Here is a 14,264-nt window from a genome sequence, read left to right on the forward strand (position 1 = left end):
GGCCTGACCCGCTCGAGCTTTTCGCGAACCTCGTTGGACAGACCGCCGATCGCCGCATAGTCCAGACCGGCCGGCAGCGTCAGCCCTTCATCACGGCGCAGGGCCTCTGCGTCGGCCGCCTGGCGATCCAGATAGCCGGCGTAGCCCGCGTCGATCTCGACCTGCTCTCGCACCGTCGCGGACCATTCGGCGATCTCGGGCCAGCGCCCCTCAAACCGCGTCAGGTCGACGCCGGGATAGGCCAGCAGGTCGCGTAGAGACCGACGCTGCCCATCGGCGTTGACCGCCACGCCCAGCGCTTGGGCCTCGTTCGGCGTCAGGCGGATATCGCGCGCAAAGGCCTGGGCCTCGGTCACGGCCGCGCGCTTGACCTCGAAGGCGCCGGCGCGCTTGGGCCCAACGACCCCGATCTCGACGCCCAGTCCTGTCAGACGCAGATCGGCGTTGTCGGCCCTGAGGCTGAGCCGGTACTCGGCCCGGCTGGTGAACATCCGATAAGGCTCGGTGACCCCGCGGGTCACCAGATCGTCAATCATGACACCGATATAGGCCTGTTCGCGGCCGAGAATGACCGGCGCTTGGCCGCCGGCGGCGCGCGCGGCGTTCAGCCCCGCCATCAGGCCCTGCGCGCCCGCCTCTTCATAGCCGGTCGTGCCGTTGATCTGGCCCGCCAGATAAAGGCCCGGCCGCGCCTTGACCTCAAGCGCCGGTGTCAGTTCGCGCGGATCGACATAGTCGTATTCGATCGCATAGCCGAAGCGGAACACCTCCACCGCCTCCAGTCCCGGAATGGTGCGCAGGAACTTCAGCTGGGTCTCATCGGACACTGAGGTCGAGATGCCGTTGGGATAGACGGTCGGATCGTCCAAGCCCTCGGGCTCCAGAAAGATCTGGTGGGAGGTCTTGTCGGCGAACCGGACGACCTTGTCCTCGATGGAGGGACAATAGCGCGGGCCGCGGCCTGACAGGCGGCCGCCGTACACGGCGCTCTCACCCAGGTTTTCGGCGATGATCCGGTGCGTTTCCTCCGTCGTGTGCGTCACGCCACACGCGATCTGAGGCACGTTGATACGGTCGGTCAGGAAGCTGAAAGGCACAGGCTCGGCGTCGGCCTGCTGCATCTCCAGACGGTCCCAGGCGATGGTTCGGCCGTCCAGGCGCGCGGGCGTGCCGGTTTTGAGCCGCCCCATGCTCAGGCCCGCCCCGTACAGATCGGCGGCCAGGCCAGTCGAGGGCGCCTCACCGAAACGGCCCGCGGCGATCCGCTCCTCCCCCCGATGGATGACGCCGTTCAGGAAGGTCCCGGTCGTCAGAACGACGGCGCCAGCACGCACTTCCTTACCCTCGCCGGTCACCACCCCGACGACGCGGTCGCCGTCCAGCATCAGCCTCTCGGCCGTCGCGCCCTTCAGCGTCAGATTGGGCATGACAGCCAGTTCGGCCTGCATGGCTTCGCGATACAGTCGACGGTCGATCTGGCTGCGCGGCCCGCGCACCGCTGCGCCCTTGGATCGGTTGAGCATGCGAAACTGGATGCCGGACACGTCCGCCAGCCGACCCATCAGTCCATCCAGCGCATCGATCTCGCGCACCAGATGGCCCTTGCCCAGGCCACCGATAGCCGGGTTGCAGCTCATCTCGCCGATGGTCTCGAGCTTCTGGGTCAGCAGCAAGGTGCGGGCACCAAGACGCGCCGAAGCGGCCGCAGCCTCACAGCCGGCGTGGCCGCCGCCGATGACGATGACGTCGAAAGCATTCATGGCCGCTCACATAATCGAAATGGACCGATGCCGCCACCGAGGCCATGGGGTCGTTTCACGTGAAACAGCCTACTTGCCGATGCAGAAGGTTGAGAAGACCTCGCCCAGGATGTCCTCAACCCCGATCTCGCCCGTCACTCGAGAGAGGGCGAGCGCGGCTCGGCGGAGATCATCGCCGGCCATCTCGGGCGCATTGTCGAGAGCGCGACGGCCGGCATCGACCGCCTCAAGCGCCTCGACCATACGACGCCGATGGCGCTCTCGCGTCACTGCCGGGAAGTCGGCGCCGGACAGGTCCCGCGCCAGCCGGCGTGCGATCCAATCGTGAAGCTCGACCAGTCCCTGCCCCGTAGTGGTCGAGACGGACACCTCGTCCGGTCCATCGGCCGAGCGAGACGCCAAGTCGGCCTTGGTGCGCACCACCAGATCATCCGGCCGGGCGAAAGCGGCGGCCGCGCCGGCCGGGTCGCCGGGTGCCCGGACCCATAGCCGCAGGTCGGCGGCCTCGGCCCGCGCACGGGCGCGCCGCACCCCTTCCGCCTCCACCAGGTCGTCGCTGTCGCGCAGACCTGCGGTGTCGGACAGCGTCACCGCATAGCCGCCGATCACCAGTTCGGCGTCGAGCACATCGCGCGTGGTCCCAGCGATGGGCGTGACGATGGCGGCTTCGCGCTCGACTAGGGCGTTAAACAGCGAGGACTTGCCGGCGTTCGTTTCGCCGATCAGCACGACCCGGTAGCCCTCGCGCACGCGCCGCCCGCGATCCGCATCGCCCAAGGCACGGCGAAGGTCGTTGGCCAAGGCGTCCAGAACCGGCCCGGCGGTCGAGGCCAGATGGTCAGGCACCTCTTCGTCGGGAAAGTCGATCTCGGCCTCGACCAGAGACAGGGCCTTGAGCAGGTCACGACGAAATCCGGCGTAGGCGGCGGACAGGGCGCCGTCCAACTGACCCAGGGCCTGCTCGCGCTGGGCCGCCGTTTCGGCATCGATCAGGTCCGCGACAGCCTCGGCCTGAGCGAGGTCCATTCGGCCGTTCTGGAACGCGCGACGGGTGAACTCACCGGGCTCCGCAGGCCGTACGCCCAGAGCGATGAGGGCCTGGGTGGCCGCTTCGACGACCGCGCGTCCGCCATGCAGATGGAGCTCGGCCACGTCCTCGCCGGTGAAGCTGCGAGGCGCCAAAAACTTGAGCACCAGCGCCTGATCAATCGGGCGGCCGTCGCGCCCCAGGTCGCGCACGGACGCTTGACGCGGCTTCAGTCCGGCGGCGCCCAAGGCCGAGAGCGCGTTTTCTACGCCCGGCCCCGACACGCGGATGACCGCGATGGCGCCGCGACCGGGCGGCGTAGCGAGCGCAAAGATGGTGTCGGTCATCGATTATCTCCTCCCCACATCGTGGGAAGGCGACGGCTCACTATTTGACCGCCGCTTCCATCAGACGGCGGAACTGATCCTGGGCCTGCAGCCCGAAGCTGGTCCAGGTCTTCATCAGCTCTTCGGGCTGCATGGCCGCGACATTGGCCTGCATGCGTTTTTGCATCTCGGCCACCATCGCCTCGTTCAGCGGCGTGACATCGGGCAGTCCGAGAAAGGCGCGCGCCTCGGCCGGCGTGCAGTCCACTTCGACATTCATCTTCATGCGGCGCGCTCCTGTTTCACGTGAAACATCTTTTGGTCCCTATCGCCTCGCGCGCGGCGCGTGGCTGCTTGAGGGAGGCTTATGTGTTCATCGACTGGAAGAAGTCCGAGTTGTTCTTCGACTGACGCAGCTTGTCGAGCAGGAACTCGATCGCGTCCTGCGGACCCATTGGGTTCAGGATGCGACGCAGGACATAGGTCTTGGCCAGCTGATCCTTCGGCGTGATCAGGTCTTCCTTGCGCGTGCCGGACTTAAGCACGTCGATGGCCGGGAAGATGCGCTTGTCGGCGACCTTGCGGTCCAGGACAATCTCGGAGTTGCCGGTGCCCTTGAACTCTTCGAAGATCACCTCGTCCATGCGGCTGCCCGTGTCGATCAGGGCCGTGGCGATGATGGTCAGCGAGCCGCCCTGCTCGACATTGCGCGCCGCGCCGAAGAAGCGCTTGGGCCGCTGCAGGGCGTTGGCGTCGACGCCGCCGGTCAGCACCTTGCCCGACGACGGCACAGTGGCGTTGTAGGCGCGGCCCAAACGGGTGATGGAGTCTAGGAGGATCACTACGTCCTTCTTGTGCTCGACCAGACGCTTGGCCTTTTCGATCACCATTTCGGCGACGGCGACGTGGCGGGTGGCGGGCTCGTCGAAGGTCGAGGCGACGACTTCGCCCTTCACCGTCCGCTGCATGTCGGTGACTTCCTCGGGCCGTTCGTCGATCAGCAGGACGATCAGCGACACCTCGGGGTGGTTGGCCTCGATCGACTTGGCGATGTTCTGCAGCATCACCGTCTTGCCGACGCGCGGCGGCGCCACAATCAAGCAGCGCTGGCCCTTGCCCAGCGGAGCGACGATGTCGATGACCCGGCCAGAGCGATCTTTCAGCGTCGGATCCTGGATTTCCATGTTCAGCCGCTCTTCGGGATAAAGCGGCGTCAGGTTGTCGAACAGGACCTTGGTGCGGACGGCCTCGGGGTCTTCATAGTTGATCGTGTCGCACTTCAGCAGGGCGAAGTAGCGCTCACCCTCACGCGGGGCACGCACGGCGCCGTGCACCGTGTCGCCCGAGCGGAGGCCGAAACGGCGGATCTGCGACGGCGAGACATAGATGTCGTCCGGGCCCGGCAGATAGTTGGCGTCGGGGCTGCGCAGGAAGCCGAAGCCGTCCGGCAGGATCTCCAGCACGCCGTCAGCGATGATCTCGACCTCTTCCTCGGCCAGGGCCTTGAGGATAGCGAACATGAGGTCCTGCTTGCGCAGGTTGGAGGCGTTCTCGACCTCCAACTGTTCGGCGAAGGCGACCAGATCGGCCGGCGTCTTCTCGTTCAGCTCCTGCAGGGTAATGCGGCCGGAGGGGACGACAGGATCGCCCTCTTCCTCGTCGTCGACTTCCTGGTCGATCACGGCGTTGCCCTGATCTTCGCCCGCCGCTTCGGTCTGGACCTGCTCGTCCAGAGTCTCGGCTTCGGGGGCGGTGTTGTCGGTGTCGCGGACGTCGGTCATGTGCAGGCTCACGCTCGCGCGGCGCAGCGGCGCCGGCGATGGACTGGAAGTCGGATTGTGCGGCCTCGCGGCCGAGAGGGAGGCGCGACGGTCTCCGGTCCGCTCAAGGGACAGGCGTCACGAAAAGGCGGGGTCCGCCCCAAGCTGGAACGGCGTCGTCAGCGGAACCACGAAACGCCCCTTCAGGTCAAGCGCAGCCGCTTGTCAGAAGGTCCATTCCAGAGTGACCGACAGCACCATGATGATGGCCAGCACGAAGGGAATTTCGTTGGTCATGCGCCAGAAGCGGCCGGTGCGCACCGAGGTCCCCGCCGCGATCCGCTTGCGCTCGGCCGACAGGAAACCGTGCCAGCCGCTGAGCAGCAGCACGCCCAGAAGCTTGGCCAGCATCCAGGGCTCCAACAGGAAGGTCCAGCCGCGCGCAACGGTGTCGATGTGGATCAGCCACAGGCCGAACGCCCAGGCCAGGATCATCGCCGGGTTCAGGATGATGCGCAGCAGCCGTGTCTGCCATGCGCGCAGAAGCGCTTGCATCTCGCTGCGCAGCGGCTCGGGCTTGTCGCGCTGCTCGGCGTCATAGGCATACAGGCGAGGCAGGAACAGCAGGCCAGCCATCCAGGCGATCACCGCCAGAATATGCAGCCCGCGAGCCAGGTCATAGACGCTCATGCCGCATCCTTGCGTTCAGCCTGACACGGACAGGCCTTCCAGCGACCCCGACAGCCAGGACCGAAAGGTCGTGTCCCCTCGCGGCCCAGGGCCTCGGTGACGGCGTCCGCCAGGGTGTCGATGAACAGCGGCCCGGCGCCCACGGCCGGCGCCCGCAGATAGGGGCTGACGCCCTGCTCGTGCGCCAATTCGGCGTATTCGATGTCCAACTCGACCAGGGTCTCGATGTGCTCCGAGACGAAGGCGACCGGCGTGACCACGACGCCCACCTTGTCTCGGGCGGCGTGTTCGATCGCCTCGGGCGTGGATGGGCCCAGCCACTTCAGCGGGCCGACCCGGCTCTGATAGCAAAGGGCGTGATCGATCGGTCCGCGCAGCGCCTCGATGCGCGCGACCACGGCGGCCACGGTCGTCTCGACCTGTTCCTGATAGGGATCGCCCTTGCCGCTGACCAGCTTCTCGGGAATGCCGTGGGCCGAGAACAGCACGCGCATGGGCGCGTCGCCCGCCTCGTCCATCTTGCCGATGACCGCCTGCGCCTGCGCCTCGATCCAGCCGTCCGCGGCCGGATAGCAGCAGACGGTGCGGCTGCGGCCCGGTCCGGCGTAGACTTCGTTCCACTTCTTCAGCGACGACGCCGTGGTGGTGGTCGAGAACTGCGGATAGAGCGGCAGCAGGACGATCTCGTCGGGCGCAAAGGCCGCCACCTCGGCAGCCGTTCGTTCCGTCAGCGGGTTCCAATAGCGCATGGCGATGAAGACGCCGATCTCTGCGCCCGCCATCCGCTGGCCCAGCGCAGCCTTCAGCGCCTCGGCTTGGGTGCGCGTCTCGGGCAGCAGGGGCGATCCGCCGCCCATCAGGGCGTAGTTGGCCTGGGCGCTCTTCTCGCGCCGGCTTGAGATCAGCCGGGCCACCGCCGTGCGGGCGATGCCGGGTAGGCCAATGATGGCCGGGTCATTGAACAGGTTGAAAAGAAAAGGCTTTACCGACGCCTGGTCATCCGGACCACCGAGGTTGAACAGGACGACGGCGATACGGCCCCCGCTCATTGGGCGCCGATCCGACGCAGGGCCCGCTCGACGTGGGCGATGGGCACGTCCGGCAAGATGCCGTGGCCCAGGTTGAAGATCCACGGCCCGTGGCCCCAGGCCTCCATCAGCTGATCGATGCGCCGATCCAGCGCCGGGCCGCCTGCTCGCAGCAGCAGGGGATCCAGCGCGCCCTGGATGGGTTTGATCGCCTGCACCCTCTTGCCGACCTCAAGCGGGCAGGCCGTGTCCAACGCCACGGCCTCGAAAGCTGTTTCGCGAGCATAACGCTCGGCCAACGCCGCGGAACCGCGCGGGAAGCCGATCAGCGGAACGGTCACCCCCAGCTCGCGCACCCGGCGGACCAGGGCCTGGTGCGGCCGCAGCACCAGGCGTTCGAACAGGTCGTCCGGCAGGCCCTCGGCCCAGCTCTCGAACACCTTCAGCACCTGGGCGCCGCTGTCCGCCTGCATCTTCAGATAATGGGCCGTGGCCTCGACCAGCACGGCCAGCAGGGCGTCCACCATCTCGGGCTGGGCGTAGGCGTAGGTGCGGGCCGTGGCGCGCTCGCCCTTGCCGATGGTGCGGGCCTCGCCGTCCAGCATGTAGGTGGCCACCGTCCAGGGCGCGCCGGCGAAGCCGATCAGGGCTCGTTCCGGCTCCAGCTTGTCGCGCACGATCGACAGGGTCTGGCCCACGGACTTCAGCGCCGCTCCGGCGCCCTGGGCCTTGTCGCGCATGCTCTCGACCGGGGGCATGGCGCCCAGCCGAGGCCCTTCACCCGCCTCGAACCAGACCTCCTGGCCCAGCGCGCCCGGGATCAGCAGGATGTCGGCGAACACGATGGCCGCATCGAAACCGAAGCGCCGCATAGGCTGAAGGGTCGCCTCGGCGGCCTTGTCCGGCGTCATGCAGAAGTCGATGAAGCCCGAGGTCGTGGCCCTCAGCGCCCGGTACTCGGGCAGGTACCGCCCCGCCTGGCGCATGAACCACACCGGCGGCCGGTCTAGCGTCTCGCCCCGAAGGACACGGATCAGCGCGGGCGTTGTCATGAACGCCATCTACGACCCGGTGAGCCCAGTCTCAAGGGCGTCGCCGTCGCAGGCTTCCTCTTTCTCCCTTTCAAGAATTGAAAGGATTGGAAGCAGAGGTGTGGGGCCGGGGATGGCGGGGATGACTCGGGTGAGATCCGCCGGTCATGCCGGGCTTATCCCAGGGTTTTCCCAGGTCCGCGGCCTGGGCGCCGCCCTGTGGGCATCATGAGGGTGATCGAGCAGGCCAGCCCGGTGTGTCGGGGCCAAGCCGACATCGACCGCCTGTGGACCCTGGGCGCCGTTAGGGTTTCATTAGGATTTGCCCGACCTTTCGATGAGGGATTGTCCGCCCGTGGATGGACACGGTCCAAGCTCTCGCGTTTTCCGACCCCGTCCCCAGGATCGGCGGGTCGCGGGCGGGCCTTCGTCCGGCTAAGAGGAAACGGCGCCCTGCGGCGCGTCAGAGGCTCAACCGTCATGTCCACAGAAGAGCGAACCTTATGAGTCCGTCGCGCAGCGGCCCCGGTGGACGGCTGGCCACCTATTTCCACGTGCACCTGGTGTCGGACTCGACCGGCGAAACGCTGAACGCCATGGCCAAGGCGGTCACTGCCCGCTTCGACGGCGTCATCCCCATCGAGCACATCTATGCGTTGGTCCGCTCCGAGAAGCAGATGGAGCGGGTGCTGGAGGAGATTGCGTCCGCGCCGGGCGTGGTGCTGCACACCATCGTCGACCGCGAGCTGCGCGAACAGCTGGAGGAAGGCTGCCGACGGCTGGACATGCCTCAGATCGGCGCGCTGGATCCGCTGGTGGGCGCCCTGTCGCGCTATCTGGGCGCGGCCCTGTCGACGCGGGTCGGCGCTCAGCACGCGCTGGACCACGACTATTTCAACCGTATCGCCGCCTTGGACTACGCCATGGCCCACGACGACGGACAGGGCACGCTGGACCAGCTGGAGGGGGCCGACGTTGTGCTGTGCGGAGTGTCGCGCACATCCAAGACGCCGACCTGCATCTATCTGGCCCATCGGGGCATTCGCGCCGCCAACGTGCCTTTGGTGCCGGGCCAGGAGGATGGCGAGCGTCTGACGGCCCTGCGCAATCCGCTGGTGGTCGGGCTGACGGTCTCGCCGGATAGGCTGGTTCAGATCCGGCGCAACCGTCTGGATGGGCTGAACGCCGCCCACGCCTCGGCCTACGTCGACCATGACGCGGTGCGCGACGAGACCGTCAAGGCGCGGCGCGCCTTCGAGCGGCGCGGCTGGCCCACCATCGACGTGACCCGCCGCTCGGTCGAGGAGACCGCCGCCGCCATCGTCAATCTGCTGAGCGAGCGCCGCACCCGTCGTCTGGGAGCCAGCTGGTGAGCGGATTGGTAGGAAACGGCGAGCGCCTGATCCTCGCCTCCAAGAGCGCCGCCCGTCAGGCCATGCTGCGCGATGCGGGCGTGCTGTTTTCCGTCCAGGTCGCCGATGTCGATGAGGACGCCTTGAAGCGACCCGGCGTGGACGCCGCCGCCCTGGCCGTTGAACTGGCCCAGGCCAAGGCCCTGGCGGTGTCGCGCCACGACGCCGAGGCCTGGGTGCTGGGCGCGGACCAGACCCTGGTGTTCGACGGCGGCCTGATTTCCAAGGCGCCGGATCTGGACGCTGCCCGCGTTCGCTTGTCGGTCATGCGCGGCCGGCCGCACGCCCTGCATTCCGGCGCCGCCCTGGCGCGTAACGGTCAGATCGTCTGGTCCGGCGTCGATACGGCGACGATGGAGGTCCGCGACTTCTCCGACGCCTTTCTGGATGGCTATCTGGCGGCCGAGGGTGAGGCCCTGCTGTCTTGCGTCGGCAGCTATCGGCTTGAGGGCCTGGGGTCGCAGCTGTTCGATCGGATCGACGGCGACTATTTCACCGTCCTGGGTCTGCCGCTGTGGCCCGTGCTGGCCGAGCTGCGGCGCGCCGGGGTGATCGCGGCATGACGGTGCGCGCCGGGGTCGCCGGCTGGCCGATCGCCCATTCGCTGAGCCCGCTGATCCACACGGCCTGGCTCTCGGCGGCGGGCCTGGACGGCGCCTATGCGGCGCACCCCTGCGGGACCGAGGCCGATTTCAACCGCTTGCTGGACGGGGGACGCGCCGGCCGGCTGCGCGGCCTGAACGTCACGGCCCCGTGGAAGGAACAGGCGTTGTCAGAGGCCGACATCGTCTCACCGACAGCCCGCGCCTGCGGCTCGGCCAATCTGCTGGTGTTCGAGGGCGGCCGGATCGTGGCCGACAGCACGGACGGCCACGGTCTCCTGATCGCACTGGCGGAGCAGGCGCCTCACCTCTCGCTGTCGGGCGCGTCGGTGGTCGTGCTGGGCGCCGGCGGCGCGGCGCGGGCGGCGGTCCAGGCCCTGGTCGCCGCTGGGGCCGAGGTCGGTGTGCTGAACCGCACGGCCGAACGCGCCGAACGCCTGGCCCAGGACCTGGGCGCGAGGGTCGTCACCCCCGAAGCGCTCACGACGGCCCGGCTGGTCGTCAATGCGCTGAGCGTGCCGCCCGCCCTGGACCTGGACGCCCTGCCGGCCGACGCCGTGGTCATGGACATGACCTATCGCCCGCTGGAGACGCCCTTTCTGGCTCAGGCGCGCGCGCGGGGCCTGACGGGCGTCGACGGTCTGGCGATGCTGATCGGCCAGGCCCGGCCGTCATTCGAGGCCCTCTTCGGCGTCTCGCCACCCGACGTGGATGTGCGCGCCCTGGCGCTGGAGGCGCTGGCGTCATGATCGTGCTCGGTCTCACCGGATCCATCGGCATGGGCAAGTCCACCACCACGGCCATGTTCCGCCGTCACGGCGCCCTGGTGTGGAACGCCGACGAGGCCGTGCACCGTCTCTACGCGCCCGGAGGCGCGGCCGTGGGGCCCATCGCCCAGGCCTTTCCCGGTACAATCGTCGATGGCGGTGTGGATCGCGATCGCCTGGCCGCCGCCCTGGGGCAGAACGCCGAGGCCTTCGCAAGGCTGGAAGCCATCGTCCATCCCCTGGTCGCCCAGGGCCGCGCCGATGAGTTGAAGGCGGCGTCTGATGGAGGGGCGCGGCTGGCGGTCTTGGACATCCCCCTGCTGTTCGAGACCGGCGCCGACCAGGCCGTTCACGCCGTGGTGGTCGTCACCGCCCCCGCCGACGTCCAGGCCCAGCGCGTCCTGGCGCGACCCGGCATGACGCGCGAGCGCTTCGACGCCATCCTGGCGCGACAGACGCCCGACGCCGAAAAGCGCCGCCGCGCCGACTATGTCGTCGACACCAGCCGGGGACTTCAGGCCGCCGAGGCCCGCGTCGCCGAAATCGTGGCAGAGGTGCTGTCGCCGCAGTGGAAACCGCCACGCCGAACTCTTCCGTCAGAGGCCGAACGGCCCCATTAAGAGGCTATGGCTCGCGAGATCGTTCTGGATACGGAAACCACCGGCTTCGACCCGCGCACGGGCGACCGGCTGATCGAGGTCGGCTGCATCGAGATCGAGGACCTGCTGCCGACGGGCCGCACCTTCCACCGCTTCGTCAATCCCGAGCGTCTGATCCCGCCTGACGCCATCCGCGTGCACGGCATCACCGACGACAAGGTGCGCGACGCGCCGAAATTCCACCAGATCGTGGGCGACCTGATGGAGTTCATCGGCGACGCCCAGATCATCGCCCACAACGCCGCCTTCGACCGCAACTTCATCGATTTCGAGTGCGGCCGCTGCAATCATCCGATCACCGGCGAGGCGCGCTGGATCGACACGCTGCAGCTGGCGCAGAAGCGCTTTCCGGGCATGGCCAACTCGCTGGACGCCCTGTGCAAGCGGTTCAAGATCTCGCTGGTCGAACGCACCCTGCACGGCGCCCTGATCGACGCCCGCCTGCTGGCCGAGGTCTATCTGGAGCTCAAGGGCGGCAAGGAACGGGTGCTGGATCTCAGCGCCGCGCGGTCGACCGGCTCCGATGTCGGCCAGACCGGGCCGCGCGCCTATGGGCCTCGCCCGCGCCCACTGTCGCCGCTGGGCACGCCCCAGGAGCATCTGGCCCACGCCGCCTTCGTGCGCGACGTGGTCAAGGACGCAAGCCTGTGGGCCGCCTATGGCTTGGAGGTCGCCCCGGCCGAGGCCGCCGCCTGAGTCCGATCAGTGCGGATCGTCGGCGGCGCCGGCGGGGCTGAGCTTCCAGCGCACCTTGGTCTCGGCGTCTGTACGAGCCGAACCGCGCACCACGATCTGAAGCGATCGACGGGTCAGACCCTCGTCGACATGAACCGCCGGCTCGATCGCCACGTCCGGCCCGTCGGTGCGGAACCACCAGCCTCGCCCGGAGGGTCCGCGCAGAAGGATGGCGCGGCGGTCACGTGACAGGGACGCCTGGACGCCTGGCTCAAGCTGGAACCGCAACGCATAGGGCGCGGCGATAGGGCGTTCGCCGACCTGACCCTCGGCCGGCGGATGCAGCCGCTCCTCGGCGCGAAGCTCGTCCAGCCGCTGATCCAGATACAGTCTCCGCTGGTGAACCAGGCCGAACGGCCGCTTCCAGCCGTCGTGCTCCATCTCGAGCCAGACCGCGCCTTCGGCCGCCTGAGCGTCATGGCTGACACTGAAGGGTTCGCCGACCAGCCGCTGCCCCAGAATCTCGCCCATCCATCCGCCTAGCGGCTCGCCCAGCGGCTGTTCGCCAAGTGTCAGGGTGGAATGGGCAGGCGACAGGCGCAGGGCCTGACGATCCGCCGCGGCCGGCGTCCAGTCGCAGCCGGTCATGAGCCGATCGCGCCCGCAGGTGACGACGAGCGCGAGGGGCTGTGCGCAAGCGGCCTCGCTCCAGCCGCCTCTGGGCGGCGCGCCGGCGTCCGCCACGACGGTTATGAGGGGGCTGGCGATGCGGATCAGGCCGCCGACTTGGCCGGAGGCGTCCTCACGGTCTGTCTCGTCATGGGCGCGGGCCGCGGCGACTCGCTCGGCGGTCGAAGGCCCGCCGCCGTGAAAGCCCGCCAGCCGGCCGTCAGGCAGGGTCTGAAGCCGCAACGCGCGGGTCAGCCGTTCGATCGCGCGGCCGACCGGCTGCGGCGTCGGCAGAGACAGCTGCGCCAGCGCGTCGTCCAGCGTCAGCAAATCCAACAGCAACTCCAGCCCGGCTTCAGGACTGCGCGCCGAATGACCCCCGTCGGGCTGGACCGTCTGCTCCAATGCCTTGTCCAGCTTGGCCAGGGCCCGCATGCGGATCGACGCGCCCGGTCCGCCCGACAGGACGCAGCCGGCGACCGCCGCCGCCGTGAACCGCTCGGCTCGGCCTGCCAAGGCGCCCGGCGGGCGGAGCAACTGCCGCGCCTGGCGCCCCAGAATATCGGCCAGTCGCTGGCGCTCGGGCTCGCTGGCGGCCTGCCCCATCCGGCGCGCCGCGCAGGCTAGGTTCATGACCCGGCGCGCCAGAATGCGCGCCTCCCAGGCGAAGGGCGACCAGCGCGCGAAATGATCGTTCCAAGCCAACGTCAGCCGTGTCGCCTCGCGCGCGCCGCGGTCGCCCTGGCTCATGAGGCCAGGCAGCCAGGCGAAGGCGTGCAGTTGCACCGCAAAGGCGCGGCTGGGGCTGGGGCGATTCCAAGGGTCGGCCGGCGCCGGCGCGTCCATCGTGGCGCCGGCCAGGGCGAAGCGGCCCGACATCACCGCCTTGCCCGGAGCGGGATCCACCGGCCGGAAATCGCGTGGAGAGGCGGCGAAGCCGACCGCGCGCCCGAACCCGAGCGTCAGCCCATAGCCGGGCAGGCCGTAAAGCTCGATCCACATCTGCCGGGTGATCAGTCGCCCCAGCACGGCGGGCAAAAGGGCTGCGCTGGCCTGGGAGCGCCCGGGCTTGACGGGCGTACGCATGGGCGCACCGCGCAGACCGGGGATGACGCCGGTCGGTTCCGACGCTCCGCCTGACGATGTCGGCTCGGGGCGGTCGGCGAACGGACCCAGCGGGCTCACGCGGCGCGGCTCCCGGCGGCTTTCAGGGCGGCGATGTTGGGGGCGTAGGCGCCCGGACCGCCCTTGAACACGGCCGTGCCGGCGACCAGCGCGTCAGCCCCGGCCGAGACGCAAGCGCCGATGGTGTCCACCGTCACGCCGCCGTCGACCTGCAGATGCGCGGGCGAGCCGACGCGGTCCAGGATGGCGCGGACCCGCTCGATCTTGCGCGTCGAGGCGTCGATGAACTTCTGGCCGCCATAGCCGGGATTGACCGACATGATCAGCACCACGTCCACGGCCTCGACCACCTCTTCCAGGATCGCGACCGGCGTGGCGGGGTTCAGCACCAGCCCGGCCTTGGCGCCCAGCTGGCGGATGCGGCCCAGGGTGCGGTGCGTGTGCGGTCCGCTTTCGGGGTGGATGCTCAGGATGTCGGCGCCCGCCTCCCGATAGGCCTCCAGCCAATTGTCGACCGGCGCGGTCATCAGATGGACGTCAAACGGCAGGCTGCTGTGCGGCCTCAGGGCCTTCACCACGTCGGGGCCGATGGTAAGGTTGGGCACGAAATGCCCGTCCATCACGTCGACATGGACCCAGTCGGCGCCCGCCGCCTCGATGGCGCGGACCTCCTCGCCCAGTCGGGCGAAATCACTGGCGAGAATGGACGGGCAGATCAGGGGCGCGCTCATTC

14 protein-coding genes are annotated in these 14,264 nt (G+C 68.9%); 5 read left to right on the forward strand and 9 right to left on the reverse strand.

The genetic code is table 11. The annotated features are described in order from the left end of the window. From mnmG to hemE, 7 genes are all read right to left on the reverse strand, one after another. Positions 1–1,760 (reverse strand): tRNA uridine-5-carboxymethylaminomethyl(34) synthesis enzyme MnmG (gene mnmG / locus ACK4I0_RS06120; RefSeq protein WP_409609030.1); only part of this gene is annotated, 1,760 nt, incomplete at its 3' end. Between the two features lie 69 nt (positions 1,761–1,829). Beyond that, a complete protein-coding gene (gene mnmE / locus ACK4I0_RS06125; protein ID WP_409609032.1) occupies positions 1,830–3,134 on the reverse strand; it encodes a tRNA uridine-5-carboxymethylaminomethyl(34) synthesis GTPase MnmE in 1,305 nt (434 codons plus the stop codon). Between the two features lie 40 nt (positions 3,135–3,174). Continuing rightward, on the reverse strand, positions 3,175–3,399 hold the full coding sequence (locus ACK4I0_RS06130; protein ID WP_135062401.1) for a DUF6489 family protein: 225 nt from the start codon (positions 3,397–3,399) through the stop codon (positions 3,175–3,177). Positions 3,400–3,478: 79 nt separating this feature from the next. Beyond that, positions 3,479–4,894 (reverse strand): transcription termination factor Rho, encoded by a 1,416-nt coding sequence (rho, locus tag ACK4I0_RS06135; protein ID WP_409609034.1) that lies wholly within the window; start codon positions 4,892–4,894, stop codon positions 3,479–3,481. 204 nt (positions 4,895–5,098) lie between these two features. Further along, entirely contained in the window at positions 5,099–5,563 is a 465-nt protein-coding gene (locus ACK4I0_RS06140) for a CopD family protein (RefSeq protein WP_409609036.1), read from the reverse strand. Beyond that, positions 5,560–6,612: a ferrochelatase gene (gene hemH, locus ACK4I0_RS06145; RefSeq protein WP_409609038.1), complete on the reverse strand. Its 1,053-nt coding sequence runs from the start codon at positions 6,610–6,612 to the stop codon at positions 5,560–5,562. Before hemH ends, ACK4I0_RS06140 begins: the two co-directional genes overlap by 4 nt. Further along, positions 6,609–7,643, reverse strand: a complete 1,035-nt coding sequence (hemE, locus tag ACK4I0_RS06150) for a uroporphyrinogen decarboxylase (RefSeq protein ID WP_409609040.1) — start codon at positions 7,641–7,643, stop codon at positions 6,609–6,611. Before hemE ends, hemH begins: the two co-directional genes overlap by 4 nt. Before the next feature lie 482 nt (positions 7,644–8,125). Here hemE and ACK4I0_RS06155 point away from each other — a divergent pair, with 482 nt between their 5' ends. Genes ACK4I0_RS06155 through dnaQ form a run of 5 tightly spaced genes read left to right on the forward strand, consistent with a single transcriptional unit; the run spans position 8,126 to position 11,758 of the window. Continuing rightward, positions 8,126–8,995: a pyruvate, water dikinase regulatory protein gene (locus ACK4I0_RS06155; RefSeq protein ID WP_409609042.1), complete on the forward strand. Its 870-nt coding sequence runs from the start codon at positions 8,126–8,128 to the stop codon at positions 8,993–8,995. Then, entirely contained in the window at positions 8,992–9,597 is a 606-nt protein-coding gene (locus tag ACK4I0_RS06160) for a Maf family protein (protein WP_409609044.1), read from the forward strand. The genes ACK4I0_RS06155 and ACK4I0_RS06160 overlap by 4 nt, the downstream gene beginning before the upstream one ends. Next, positions 9,594–10,385 (forward strand): shikimate dehydrogenase family protein, encoded by a 792-nt coding sequence (locus ACK4I0_RS06165; protein WP_409609046.1) that lies wholly within the window; start codon positions 9,594–9,596, stop codon positions 10,383–10,385. The genes ACK4I0_RS06160 and ACK4I0_RS06165 overlap by 4 nt, the downstream gene beginning before the upstream one ends. Beyond that, positions 10,382–11,023, forward strand: a complete 642-nt coding sequence (gene coaE, locus ACK4I0_RS06170) for a dephospho-CoA kinase (RefSeq protein ID WP_409609048.1) — start codon at positions 10,382–10,384, stop codon at positions 11,021–11,023. The genes ACK4I0_RS06165 and coaE overlap by 4 nt, the downstream gene beginning before the upstream one ends. A gap of 6 nt (positions 11,024–11,029) precedes the next feature. Next, on the forward strand, positions 11,030–11,758 hold the full coding sequence (gene dnaQ / locus ACK4I0_RS06175; protein WP_409609050.1) for a DNA polymerase III subunit epsilon: 729 nt from the start codon (positions 11,030–11,032) through the stop codon (positions 11,756–11,758). Between the two features lie 6 nt (positions 11,759–11,764). On the opposite strand, the gene ACK4I0_RS06180 is transcribed toward dnaQ, so the two are convergent. Both ACK4I0_RS06180 and rpe read right to left on the reverse strand, forming a co-directional pair. Further along, a complete protein-coding gene (locus tag ACK4I0_RS06180) occupies positions 11,765–13,591 on the reverse strand; it encodes a heparinase II/III family protein (RefSeq protein WP_409609052.1) in 1,827 nt (608 codons plus the stop codon). Continuing rightward, positions 13,588–14,262: a ribulose-phosphate 3-epimerase gene (gene rpe, locus ACK4I0_RS06185; protein ID WP_409609054.1), complete on the reverse strand. Its 675-nt coding sequence runs from the start codon at positions 14,260–14,262 to the stop codon at positions 13,588–13,590. The genes ACK4I0_RS06180 and rpe overlap by 4 nt, the downstream gene beginning before the upstream one ends. Positions 14,263–14,264: the final 2 nt, after the last annotated feature.

It is taken from the genome of Brevundimonas sp. (genome assembly GCF_046295775.1).
Classification (GTDB): domain Bacteria; phylum Pseudomonadota; class Alphaproteobacteria; order Caulobacterales; family Caulobacteraceae; genus Brevundimonas.

Excerpts from the sequence above, each read along its gene's own strand:
- mnmE (WP_409609032.1), bottom strand. The coding sequence starts at position 3,134 with ATGACCGACACCATCTTTGCGCTCGCTACGCCGCCCGGTCGCGGCGCC.
- ACK4I0_RS06130 (WP_135062401.1), bottom strand. The coding sequence starts at position 3,399 with ATGAAGATGAATGTCGAAGTGGACTGCACGCCGGCCGAGGCGCGCGCC.
- rho (WP_409609034.1), bottom strand. The coding sequence starts at position 4,894 with ATGACCGACGTCCGCGACACCGACAACACCGCCCCCGAAGCCGAGACT.
- ACK4I0_RS06140 (WP_409609036.1), bottom strand. The coding sequence starts at position 5,563 with ATGAGCGTCTATGACCTGGCTCGCGGGCTGCATATTCTGGCGGTGATC.
- hemH (WP_409609038.1), bottom strand. The coding sequence starts at position 6,612 with ATGAGCGGGGGCCGTATCGCCGTCGTCCTGTTCAACCTCGGTGGTCCG.
- hemE (WP_409609040.1), bottom strand. The coding sequence starts at position 7,643 with ATGACAACGCCCGCGCTGATCCGTGTCCTTCGGGGCGAGACGCTAGAC.
- ACK4I0_RS06155 (WP_409609042.1), top strand. The coding sequence starts at position 8,126 with ATGAGTCCGTCGCGCAGCGGCCCCGGTGGACGGCTGGCCACCTATTTC.
- ACK4I0_RS06165 (WP_409609046.1), top strand. The coding sequence starts at position 9,594 with ATGACGGTGCGCGCCGGGGTCGCCGGCTGGCCGATCGCCCATTCGCTG.
- coaE (WP_409609048.1), top strand. The coding sequence starts at position 10,382 with ATGATCGTGCTCGGTCTCACCGGATCCATCGGCATGGGCAAGTCCACC.
- dnaQ (WP_409609050.1), top strand. The coding sequence starts at position 11,030 with ATGGCTCGCGAGATCGTTCTGGATACGGAAACCACCGGCTTCGACCCG.
- rpe (WP_409609054.1), bottom strand. The coding sequence starts at position 14,262 with ATGAGCGCGCCCCTGATCTGCCCGTCCATTCTCGCCAGTGATTTCGCC.